14 protein-coding genes are annotated in these 10,680 nt (G+C 38.6%); all 14 read left to right on the plus strand.

Features of this window, described 5'->3' with window-relative positions; translation table 11 throughout:
• Positions 1-71 precede the first annotated feature (71 nt).
• Positions 72-410 (plus strand): PilZ domain-containing protein, encoded by a 339-nt coding sequence (locus KPC_RS13400; RefSeq protein WP_121974867.1) that lies wholly within the window; start codon positions 72-74, stop codon positions 408-410.
• A gap of 28 nt (positions 411-438) precedes the next feature.
• Positions 439-1,212, plus strand: coding sequence for a TatD family hydrolase (locus KPC_RS13405; protein WP_121974868.1), 774 nt, complete (start codon positions 439-441; stop codon positions 1,210-1,212).
• Positions 1,213-1,257: 45 nt separating this feature from the next.
• Entirely contained in the window at positions 1,258-1,872 is a 615-nt protein-coding gene (locus KPC_RS13410) for a TetR/AcrR family transcriptional regulator (protein WP_121974869.1), read from the plus strand.
• Between the two features lie 9 nt (positions 1,873-1,881).
• Positions 1,882-2,448 carry a type II secretion system protein gene (locus KPC_RS13415; protein ID WP_121974870.1) on the plus strand — a complete coding sequence of 189 codons (567 nt, stop codon included), beginning with the start codon at positions 1,882-1,884 and terminating at the stop codon, positions 2,446-2,448.
• On the plus strand, positions 2,435-2,824 hold the full coding sequence (gene gspI, locus KPC_RS13420; protein ID WP_121974871.1) for a type II secretion system minor pseudopilin GspI: 390 nt from the start codon (positions 2,435-2,437) through the stop codon (positions 2,822-2,824). Before KPC_RS13415 ends, gspI begins: the two co-directional genes overlap by 14 nt.
• Complete coding sequence (gene gspJ, locus KPC_RS13425) at positions 2,824-3,549, plus strand: type II secretion system minor pseudopilin GspJ (protein WP_121974872.1); 726 nt, start codon at positions 2,824-2,826, stop codon at positions 3,547-3,549. The genes gspI and gspJ overlap by 1 nt, the downstream gene beginning before the upstream one ends.
• 3 nt (positions 3,550-3,552) lie before the next feature.
• Complete coding sequence (gspK, locus tag KPC_RS13430) at positions 3,553-4,506, plus strand: type II secretion system minor pseudopilin GspK (RefSeq protein WP_121974873.1); 954 nt, start codon at positions 3,553-3,555, stop codon at positions 4,504-4,506.
• Between the two features lie 140 nt (positions 4,507-4,646).
• Positions 4,647-5,243, plus strand: a complete 597-nt coding sequence (locus tag KPC_RS13435; protein ID WP_121974874.1) for a 6-pyruvoyl trahydropterin synthase family protein — start codon at positions 4,647-4,649, stop codon at positions 5,241-5,243.
• 35 nt (positions 5,244-5,278) lie between these two features.
• Positions 5,279-5,992 (plus strand): uracil-DNA glycosylase, encoded by a 714-nt coding sequence (gene ung, locus KPC_RS13440; protein ID WP_121974875.1) that lies wholly within the window; start codon positions 5,279-5,281, stop codon positions 5,990-5,992.
• Positions 5,989-7,110 carry an enoyl-CoA hydratase/isomerase family protein gene (locus tag KPC_RS13445; RefSeq protein WP_121974876.1) on the plus strand — a complete coding sequence of 374 codons (1,122 nt, stop codon included), beginning with the start codon at positions 5,989-5,991 and terminating at the stop codon, positions 7,108-7,110. Before ung ends, KPC_RS13445 begins: the two co-directional genes overlap by 4 nt.
• A gap of 6 nt (positions 7,111-7,116) precedes the next feature.
• Entirely contained in the window at positions 7,117-7,635 is a 519-nt protein-coding gene (gene tadA, locus KPC_RS13450; protein WP_121974877.1) for a tRNA adenosine(34) deaminase TadA, read from the plus strand.
• 66 nt (positions 7,636-7,701) lie between these two features.
• The gene (locus KPC_RS13455) at positions 7,702-8,133 is read left to right on the plus strand and encodes an SRPBCC family protein (protein ID WP_121974878.1); all 432 of its coding nucleotides are present in this window, start codon (positions 7,702-7,704) and stop codon (positions 8,131-8,133) included.
• A 13-nt stretch (positions 8,134-8,146) separates the two neighbouring features.
• A complete protein-coding gene (gene cmk / locus KPC_RS13460) occupies positions 8,147-8,836 on the plus strand; it encodes a (d)CMP kinase (protein ID WP_121974879.1) in 690 nt (229 codons plus the stop codon).
• Positions 8,837-8,943: 107 nt separating this feature from the next.
• Positions 8,944-10,620, plus strand: coding sequence for a 30S ribosomal protein S1 (rpsA, locus tag KPC_RS13465; protein ID WP_121974880.1), 1,677 nt, complete (start codon positions 8,944-8,946; stop codon positions 10,618-10,620).
• Positions 10,621-10,680 lie beyond the last annotated feature (60 nt).

Below are 10,680 nucleotides of genomic sequence, written 5' to 3' on the forward strand. Positions count from 1 at the left end.
GATGAAATGTATTCAAATAAGCTTGGGTATTTAAAATATTAATGAATATTTCATAATTGGGGAGAATAATCATGAAAGCAGCTGGCGGAATTATTCAGGTTGTGGTTGCAAATCGGGAGACTTTGCAAGCGAGTTATATGCCTTATATTTTAGGCGGTGGTTTATTTATACCTTCAAGCCAGAGTGTGAGAATTGGAGACGAGGTTTTTCTATTGGCAACATTACCCGAACAATCTCAAAAGATACCACTAACTGGGAAGGTGATCTGGATTTCATATAAAGATATAGGCGAGAAACCTCAAGGGTTTGCGATTCAACTGATTGGTGAAAAAGGCAGCTATTACAAAATGGAAGCAGAAAAACTACTGGCAGGCAGTATGTCATTAGATCTTCCTAGTTATACAATGTAGCCTCATGTTAGATGGATAGGTAATTATTTTGTTTGTTGATACACATTGTCATTTAACCATGCTGGATCTGGAAGCTTATGCCGGGGATCTGAATTTGGCTTTAGCTGCAGCAAGAGAAGCGGGTGTTTCCAGATTCATGGGGATCTCTGTTGATTTGGATGATCATGACAAATTGGCGCAGATAGCAGCAAAACATGATGATGTTGGCTATAGTGTAGGTATTCATCCCTGTGAAGATCCAGATGTTATGGCAAAAGCAACAGTCGAGTATCTGGTTGAACGTGCTCGGACGGAAAAAGTGTGGGCGATTGGTGAAACGGGTCTGGATTACTTCCATAGTCAAGATTTTATTGCTGAACAAAAAGAATGTTTTGTTCGTCATATTCAAGCTTCTAAAATTGTAAAGAAACCTGTCGTGGTTCATACACGCTCTGCAAAACATGATACGGTGGATTTAATCCGTGCAGAGCAGTCAACTCATGGTATCTTGCATTGTTTTACAGAGGATTGGGATACCGCAAAGGCTGTATTAGACATGGGGTACTATATTTCCTTTTCTGGAATTGTATCTTTTAAAAATGCGCAAGATTTACGTGATGTTGCTAAACAAGTTCCTTTAGATCGTGTATTAATAGAAACAGATAGTCCATACCTGGCACCTGTGCCTTATCGAGGAAAAACCAATGAACCAAAGTATGTTCCATATGTAGCAAAAGCTTTAAGTGATGTATATGATAAACCGTTAGAAGAAATTGCATTGATTACGACACGTAATTTTGAGAATCTTCTGAAAATGAAATGAATATTTAAACGGTATAAGATTAAAAAAGAGAGTTATAGCGTGAAGATGGATCGTCAAGCTCAGTTTAGAGCAAGAGAAGTACTTATATTTCAGATAGCTGAGCAATTACTTCTAGAAAACGGTGAGTCTGGGATGACTCTGGATGCACTTGCAGCTGAATTAGATCTTGCGAAAGGAACATTATATAAGCACTTCCAAAGTAAAGATGAGCTCTATATGTTACTGATCATCCGAAATGAGCATATGTTGCTGGAGATGGCAAAAGATGAGGAGAAAAGTTTTCCAGAACACTTAGCCTTTTTTATGCTGCATCATCTTCATCATCCTGAGAGGACGGTGTTATTCCATCAGATAGAGGAGCGGCTTTCAACAACCGGACAAGGTATACAGCAATTATTTAATGAGTTATATCAGGTTCGTAAAGCACGTTTGCGTATTATTATCCGGATGACAGAAGAATATCTTGAATCTATTAATAGTTTGATGACTGTACGTGATTATCTTGCATCAATCTGGTCAATTACTCATGGAGGTGCAGCGATTTTAAACTCTAGTTTCTATCAGCGTTATCTGGGAAGTCGTGACACATTGCGTGTTGCATTGATTGATCAGGCATTGGCGATGCCAAAACACACGGTTTCAGCCGAACAAGTGGCTTAAAGGTATGTTATGAAACGTTCACGACCTTCAATGTATCAAGCAGGTTTTACCCTGATCGAATTGATGGTCGTGATTGTGATTATCAGTCTTTTGGCATCTCTGATTTTGCTAAATATTGATGGAGTTGACCAACGCAAGGCAATGCAGGCAAGAGAATCACTGATTCTGGATCTAAAGAAAATTAATAGAGAAGCCAATGACCAGTCAAGGATTTATGCGCTTGGTATCCAAAGTGCAACGGATGTATCGGCATTTCGCTACACAGTTTTAGAATATAAAAATACACTTTCACATAAAAATTCACGCATTCAGATTATTGAACAAAACAAATGGAAAGCTGTACCTGATTTTCCAATGCGAACATTGCCCGATCGTGTTTCCTTTCGTATTGAACCAGCCGATTATACTTTTGAAAATGCAAATAATAGTGATTTAACAGGTACAAATGCACCACAACTGATCTGGTTTGGAAACGGTGAGGTTAAACCTGTTCGTATACAAATGTATTATGACCAAAAACCTGTGGGTGAGATGATACAGGTTGATTATTTGGGTAAAGTTGATGAAAAAAACTAGACAAGGCTTTACTTTAATCGAGGTGGTCGTCGCTTTGGCAATTTTTGCTATAGCGGCTATGGCTTTAACCAAAGTTGCCATGCAATATACTCAGTCTACCGCAAATTCAATTTTACGAACTAAAGCACAATTTGTAGCCATGAATGAAGTTGCCAAAATGGAAATTAATAAAGAGTGGCTTACAGGAACGGAATCAAAACAAATCACTTCAGAAGGTGAGTCATGGCAAATTGATAAAAAAGCCGAATCTACTATTAGTCCTGATGTACAAAAGGTTACCATTCAGGTAAGCCTGTATAATAACGATTTGGGTAAAGAGGGAGCTGGAATAACCAGTCTGGTTTTCTTTAATTATCCGCAAAAAGCTGATACATAATGAGTAAAAATATTTCTCGAAAATATAAAGCAGGTTTTACACTTGTTGAGCTTTTGGTTGCAATTGCAATCTTTGCCGTACTATCAGCACTAGGGTGGAAGATTTTTGACTACTTAATGAAAGTCAAAGACCGTAATGCTATGCATGAACAAAATCTGGGGGAGTTACAAGAAGCTTATCAGCAAATGCAACGCGATATGTTGCAAATTATCCCGCTGAGCGCAAACATGGGTGGACAAGTTCAACCTGCATTATTATTGAATGATCAACGACTGGCTTTTAGTAAAACTGGTGTTACAGATCCTCTTAAACAAGGGCTTTCACCATATGAACGTATTGAATACAGATATGATGCGCAGGAAAAAAAATTATATCGTTTAAAGTATCCGAATTTAAATGTAACCAATCTTACTCAGCCACAGTCTAGTGTGGTTTTAAAGAATATTGAACAATATCAGGTCAGCATATTAACTCCAGAAGAAATAGATCAATGGCCAGATGCTTCTGTTGATTTAAACAACAAAAATGCAATTCAGTTATTACCGAAAGGTGTCCGTATCCGTGTAAAGGTTCAGGATATAGAATATGAATGGATTTTTAGTTTATTGGACACAGAACTATTAAAAATTTTGAATTTGCAAGGTGCTAGTGATACCAGTAGTAGTGAAGCCTCAGCTGCGAAAAGCAATAATGACAATACACAGCAAAATAATTCGGAAAACTAAATAATGAAAAAAAAGCAGCAGAAAGGTATCGCACTCTTAACTATTCTGATTATGGTTGCTTTAGCTACAATCATTGCTGCTACTATTGCTAAGCGTCAACAAAATACCAATGAAAATACAGCCTACTTGATGAGACAGAACCAGTCTCTCTTATATGCTAAAAGTGCAGAAGCTTTTTTTTCTGAATTATTGATGCAAGATACAAAAACTGCGGGACAAGTAGATCATCTGCAAGAAACATGGGCTCATCCTATGCCTCCATTCTCGGTGGATGGAGGGACGATTTCTGGGCAATTAACGGATGAATCTGGCAAATTTAATCTTAATTCACTGGTGAAAAGTGATGGAAAGCCGAACGAAGTTGCACGGGTATATTTTGAAAAACTTTTGGTTAAAGTGGGATTACCAGCAGAGTTGTCACAAGCTGTAATTGACTGGCAAGATCCTGATGATGAAACAGTTGGTTCCATGGGAGCTGAAAGCAGTTATTATCAAGGATTGAAAAATCCATATTTAGCACCTAACACTAAATTCAGAAGTGTTGAAGAGCTGAAACAGGTCCGTGGTTTTGAAGCGGGGAAATACAATCAAATCGAAGCATTTGTTACTGCTTCGCCTGATATGAATGCAAAAATTAATATTAATACTGCACCTGCTGTTGTATTGGCGAGTATTGATAGTAGCCTGGATGTAAATGCTGTTAATAGTTTGATTCAAGATAAAATATCAAGAATGGAATATTTTAAAAATATCGATGATATGCTGAATTTGGCACCATTTAACGGATTAGGTGAAGATTCAAAAAAAATAGCAAGAGAAATGTTTGATGTGAAAACCAACTTTTTTAAAGCTGAAATTGAGGTGATTATGGATAATCGCAAGCGTCAATTTACTAGCTATCTTTATAGAAATAATCAGAAAGTTTATGTATATACAAGAAGTTTGGCGCCATTTTGAAAATAAATAAAGTGCATAGATCTTGTAAAAATATGTTTATACCTTTTGCTAATTGTCATGAACGTTAAAATCTATGCTCAAGTTGAGCATTTTGCTTTATAATCAAATTTCTCAGAAAATTTGATTATATTGTTTGGCTCATGTTAATTCGTAAGTTATTTAAGTTTGAAAATGCACATATCGTACGCAATTGTACGTCGGATCGTTGTAAGCGATCTATACATGGGCATAGCTATAAAGTTGAGCTATTGCTTAAAGCTTCAAAATTAGATCATGGGCAAATGGTATATGACTTTGGTCTGCTAAAAGGTGTGATCAAGGATATTTTTGACAGTTTTGATCATGCGATTTGTTTTTGGCAAAATGATGATCCTGAATATATAAAAGCATGTAAAACTTTCAGTGCAAGATGGGTATCTTTACCAGTTTCACCATCGGCTGAACAGTTTTCGAGAGTGTTTTTCTTTTTGGCACAGCAAGTGTTAAAGTCAACCGTCACTCAAAACGGGGAGGGTGATGTTGAAGTTTATTCAGTTATTGTGCATGAAACTGATACTGGTTACGCACAAAGCTTTATGGAAGATATTGAAAATCAACAGATGGGCAAACTCAGTTTGGATCAAATCGTATTCTCAGATCAGGTTCAGCAAGAATGGGCAGATCAAGAAATGTATGAAAAACTGAAAAATGGGATCAAATTTCAAAATCCTGAAGTTGATTTACAAGTTCAAATTTAAATTTTGGTTTTGAGAAGATTTAGGATGAAACTTAAATGCAATTAACTGAACAAGAACAACAAAAGCTAGATCAGGTTCGGTTGGATGAAAGTTGGAAAGCAGGTTTGGCAGAGTTTTTACTCGGTTCAAAGATGGATCATTTACGTGAGTTTTTACACAAAGAAAAAAATGATCAAAAAGTGATTTATCCACCGAGTTCACTTATTTTTAATGCACTTAATACAACGCCATTAAACAATGTAAAAGTAGTGATCTTGGGACAAGATCCTTATCATGGTCCACATCAGGCGCATGGCTTAAGTTTTTCTGTGCAAAAAGGGGTTGCTTTACCACCATCTTTGCGTAATATTTTCCATGAGTTGCACTCCGATTTAGGTGTACGTATACCTAATCATGGAGATTTGACGAAATGGGCGGAACAGGGCGTACTTTTACTTAACAGTGTGTTGACTGTTGAGGCTGGGCAGCCTACATCACATCAAAAGCAGGGGTGGGAAGAGTTCACTGATACTGTAATTGATGTGCTAAATGAACAGCGTGAGCATATTGTATTCATTTTATGGGGTGCATATGCACAGCGCAAAGGACAACGTATAAATCCGGAAAAACATCTGATTTTAAAGGCAGCTCACCCATCACCACTGGCTGCAAATCGGGGTGGTTTTTTTGGATGTAAAGCGTTTTCTAAAACCAATAATTATCTGAAACAAAATGGCATTGAGCCAATAGACTGGCAGCTGGACGCATGACAAACTCTCCCGACTCGAACCCGTATCACCCTGACCTTATCGTTGAAGAAGCAAATAATGGGTGGCGAATTGTTCGTTTAAACAGACCAAAATCTTTACATGCACTTGATGAGTCCATCGTGAGTGCATTGTTGAAACTGTTCCAGGATTATCATCATGACGATGCAATCAAGGCAATCTGGTTTGATTCGACTACACCAAAAGCATTCTGTGCTGGAGGTGATGTAAGAAAACTTCGCCAACTGGTGATCAATAACGAAATTGATGCAGCAAACAAGTTTTTTGAACAGGAATATGCCTTAGATCTGCTTTTACATAACTATGCCAAGCCGATTGTGGTTTGGGGTGAAGGTTATGTTATGGGGGGGGGATTGGGGCTATTTATGGCCGCTCCATTTAGGCTGGTAACCCCTTATTCTCGATTGGCAATGCCAGAGATTAATATCGGGTTATATCCAGATGTTGGCGCAACCCGTTTTCTGGCTGATCGTGGAGCAGTTGGTCTATTTACAGGCTTAACGGGCTCGATAATGACCGCGGCCGGAGCATATAGCATCGGCTGGGCAACTCATGTTTGCGATGCTCAGCGAGATGTTGTTTTGCAGAAGTTATTGAATATTGACTGGGATCATTATCCTGCAGGTGATTTTAGAGCGCTGGATGACACATTAAATAGCTTGCATCGCCCAGTTGCACCAGGACCACTTCAGAACTCGCTTGATGTAATTCATAGTGTAAGTCGCGGAGTGAACTTCCAGCATGATTATGAAGCAATTGTTGGTTTGAGTGATGCACGTAGTGACTGGTTACGTCAGGCAAGTGAAAACCTGCAAAAAGGTTCGCCTGCAACTGCTGCGATTACTTGGCTATTATGGCAGTGGGGTAAACAGGTGCATTCATGGAATGAGGTTTTTGAGCTTGAAACCCAGATTTCTGATTGGAAAATCCGTCATCCTGACTTCGTGGAGGGGGTTCGTGCCCGTTTGGTTGACAAAGACTTGTCGCCAGAATGGAAAAAAACACCTGACTTCAGTTTGAAAGGGATTTTAGGAGATTTTCCTCCTGTAACAACGAATGAAAGCTGGAATGCTTTGTTGAAACAATATGGTGTAATTTAAGTTTCAATGTTTACCTTGAATCAAGAAGACGAGAAATGGATGCAGTTTGCTTATGAGCAAGCTGCATTTTCTGCTTCTATAGGGGAAATTCCTGTAGGCGCGGTAATTGTTAGTGCCGGGAAAATTATTGGAAGAGGGCATAATTCACCTATCCAGCATAATGACCCTACGGCACATGCTGAAATTATGGCGATTCGTGATGCATGTGCAAATATACATAATTATAGATTACCTGAAGATGCGACACTTTATGTCACACTGGAACCTTGTACCATGTGTGTAGGTGCATTGATCCATGCCAGAGTATCTCGAGTTGTATTTGCAGCAACAGAACCTAAAGCAGGGTCTTTAGTCAGTGCACGCCAATTATTGGAGCATGGATATTATAATCATCGTTTTGTATTTGTTGGCGGGTGCTTGCAGGAGCAGTGTTCACATCAACTATCATCCTTTTTTAAGGATCGACGTGAACAAAAAAAGATGCAGCGTTTACAACAAAAGTCCTTAAATGACTTGGAAAAATAATTTAAACTGCTTCTGCTTTTGACAATAAAAATTGTCAATATTTTTAGCTATCAGGAAGTAATAACAATGAATTCGATTCAAGTCAAAAAAGAATTTAATGCCCCAATTGATCAAGTATTTGATTTGTTATCAAAACATGCAACATATAATGTGGCATTTGCACCGATTCAGGTCGTTCGAATTAAGGATTCAGAAGATCCAGAACGTCCAGATGGAATCGGTTCGGTACGCAAAATGGGATTTGGTCCAATTAAGCCTATTCAGGAGCAAATTACTGTCATGAAAGTGAATGAAAGGATTGAATATAAGTTAATTAAAAATCCATTGATTAAACATCATTTGGGCGTTATCGAGTTTAAAGAGCTAACAGCAAATAAAACATTAGTGACTTATACGATTGAATTGCAAGCACGTGCACCGTTTGTGAGCCAAATAATACTTGCACAGCTTAAACGAGCGATTAAACTAGGTTTTTCAAAACTGGCGAAATCTGTATAAAACAGAGGAATCAATGACAACTCAAATTATTACAATCGATGGACCAAGTGGTTCAGGAAAAGGAACATTGGCTGCGAAATTGGCTAAACACTATCAATTTCATTTGCTAGATTCAGGTGCTTTGTATCGATTGCTTGGATTGTCATTATTTAAAACTGATCTTCTAGAAAGGTTAGACGAGCATGATGTTTTGCAACAGAGTGTAAAAATTGCAACAAATTTAGACATCAGATTTATTAGCCACAAAGATGCTACTCAGGTTTTACTTGATGGTGAAGATGTGACCCAGATTATTCGTACGGAACAAGTTGGGGAATATGCGTCGAAAGTTGCAGCTGTTCCAGAATTAAGAGCAGCATTGGTTGATCGTCAGCATGCATTTGCAGAGGAACCTGGTCTTGTTGCAGATGGCCGAGATATGGCTACATCAATTTTTCCTAATGCAAAAGTGAAAATTTATCTAACTGCATCAGCTGAATCACGTGCATCCAGACGTGTAAAACAGTTGCAGGGTATGGGTTTGGATGCTAAAATAAGCGACATTTTGGCTAACATACAGGCACGCGATAAGCGAGATATGGAACGTACCGTAGCTCCTTTAAAGCCGGCTGAAGATGCTTATATCATTGATAGTTCTGAATTATCTATTGAAGAAGTCTTTGGTTTGATGATCAATTACGCAGATCAGCAATTAGCTAAATAACAGATATTAGTGGAAGCATAGCTAGATCAGTTTTATTAGGGACTATGTGGAAACTTAACTAAACCGGCCTTGTCTGATCCAAGACCGCTGACTTTACTAGGTATAACATGACCGAATCTTTTGCAGCCCTCTTTGAAGAAAGCGAATTAAACCTCAACGTAGAAAAGGGTGCAGTCATCCAAGGTGTTGTTGTTAGCATCGATTCTGACTGGGTAACTGTTGATACAGGCCTTAAATCTGAAGGTGTTGTAGCACGTTCTGAATTCTTAAATGACCAACGTGAACTTGAAGTTAATGTTGGTGACACTGTAGACGTTGTAGTTGAAGCGCTTGACAACGGTATGGGTCAAACAGTTTTATCACGTGAAAAAGCAAAACGTGCTGAAACTTGGACTAAACTTGAAAAAATCTTTGAAGATGGCGAAATCGTTACTGGTGTTATCTCTGGTAAAGTTAAAGGCGGTTTCACTGTTGACATCGGTCCAGTTCGTGCGTTCTTGCCTGGTTCATTGGTAGACACTCGTCCTATCCGTGACACTACTCACCTTGAAGGTAAAGAGTTAGAGTTTAAAGTAATCAAATTAGATGCAAAACGTAACAACGTTGTTGTATCTCGCCGTGCTGTTATGGAAGCTGAGTCTTCAGCTGACCGTGAAGCATTACTTTCTCAACTTGAAGAAGGTCAAACAGTTACAGGTACGATCAAAAACCTTACTGATTACGGTGCATTCGTTGACCTTGGCGGTATCGATGGTCTTCTACATATCACAGATATGGCTTGGAAACGCATCAAACACCCTTCAGAAGTTGTTGAAGTGGGTCAAGAAGTTACTGTTAAAGTACTTAAATTTGACAAAGAACGTAACCGCGTATCTTTAGGTCTTAAACAATTAGGCGAAGATCCGTGGTTAGCGATCATGAGCCGTTATCCTAAAGGTTCTATCGTTAAAGCTCGCGTTACTAACCTAACTGACTACGGTTGCTTTGCTGAGATCGCTGAAGGTGTTGAAGGTTTAGTACACGTTTCAGAAATGGATCATACCAACAAAAACATCCATCCATCTAAAGTTGTTCAGATTGGTGATGAAGTTGATGTCATGGTTCTTGAAGTTGATGAAGAGCGTCGTCGTATTTCTCTTGGTATCAAACAAACTCGTGCTAACCCATGGGAAGAGTTTGCTAAAAACCATGACAAAGGCGAAAAAGTTTCTGGTACTATCAAATCAATCACTGATTTTGGTATCTTCATCGGTTTACCTGGCGGTATCGATGGTCTTGTTCACTTGTCTGACATTTCTTGGAATGAACAAGGTGAAGAAGCAATCCGTCGTTACAAGAAAGGTGATACAGTTGAAGCAGTTATCTTGTCTGTAGATGCAGAAGGTAACCGTATCAGCCTTGGTATCAAACAATTGAACAGCGATCCGTTTAACGATTTCTTGGCTGCTAATGAACGCGGTGCTCTTGTAAAAGGTACTGTAACTGCAGTTGATGCTCGTGGTGCAACTGTTAAATTGGCTGACGAAGTTGAAGCTCAATTAAAAGCTTCTGAAATCAACCGTGACCGTGTTGAAGATGCAACCAAGTTCCTGGAAGTTGGTCAAGAAGTTGAAGCGAAGATCATTAACGTTGATCGTAAATCTCGTTCTATCAACTTGTCTATCAAAGCGAAAGACGAAGCTGAAGAGAAAGAAGCAGTTGCTAACTTACGTCAAGCAACTACTGCTCAAGACAATGGTCCTAAGACTATTGGTGACTTGATCAAAGCTCAAATGGGCAACTAAAAGTTGAGTGTAAAACATATTTTTTAATGTAAATTAATAAATATTTTTACACAAATACTG

The sequence above is a fragment of the Acinetobacter stercoris genome, assembly GCF_900323515.1.
Classification (GTDB): domain Bacteria; phylum Pseudomonadota; class Gammaproteobacteria; order Pseudomonadales; family Moraxellaceae; genus Acinetobacter; species Acinetobacter stercoris.

Bases quoted from the DNA above. Each gene is read 5' to 3' on its own strand.
- ung (WP_121974875.1), top strand. From the start codon at position 5,279: ATGCAATTAACTGAACAAGAACAACAAAAGCTAGATCAGGTTCGGTTG.
- KPC_RS13455 (WP_121974878.1), top strand. From the start codon at position 7,702: ATGAATTCGATTCAAGTCAAAAAAGAATTTAATGCCCCAATTGATCAA.
- KPC_RS13445 (WP_121974876.1), top strand. From the start codon at position 5,989: ATGACAAACTCTCCCGACTCGAACCCGTATCACCCTGACCTTATCGTT.
- gspI (WP_121974871.1), top strand. From the start codon at position 2,435: ATGAAAAAAACTAGACAAGGCTTTACTTTAATCGAGGTGGTCGTCGCT.
- gspK (WP_121974873.1), top strand. From the start codon at position 3,553: ATGAAAAAAAAGCAGCAGAAAGGTATCGCACTCTTAACTATTCTGATT.
- KPC_RS13410 (WP_121974869.1), top strand. From the start codon at position 1,258: ATGGATCGTCAAGCTCAGTTTAGAGCAAGAGAAGTACTTATATTTCAG.
- KPC_RS13400 (WP_121974867.1), top strand. From the start codon at position 72: ATGAAAGCAGCTGGCGGAATTATTCAGGTTGTGGTTGCAAATCGGGAG.
- gspJ (WP_121974872.1), top strand. From the start codon at position 2,824: ATGAGTAAAAATATTTCTCGAAAATATAAAGCAGGTTTTACACTTGTT.
- rpsA (WP_121974880.1), top strand. From the start codon at position 8,944: ATGACCGAATCTTTTGCAGCCCTCTTTGAAGAAAGCGAATTAAACCTC.
- cmk (WP_121974879.1), top strand. From the start codon at position 8,147: ATGACAACTCAAATTATTACAATCGATGGACCAAGTGGTTCAGGAAAA.
- tadA (WP_121974877.1), top strand. From the start codon at position 7,117: ATGTTTACCTTGAATCAAGAAGACGAGAAATGGATGCAGTTTGCTTAT.
- KPC_RS13415 (WP_121974870.1), top strand. From the start codon at position 1,882: ATGAAACGTTCACGACCTTCAATGTATCAAGCAGGTTTTACCCTGATC.
- KPC_RS13435 (WP_121974874.1), top strand. From the start codon at position 4,647: ATGTTAATTCGTAAGTTATTTAAGTTTGAAAATGCACATATCGTACGC.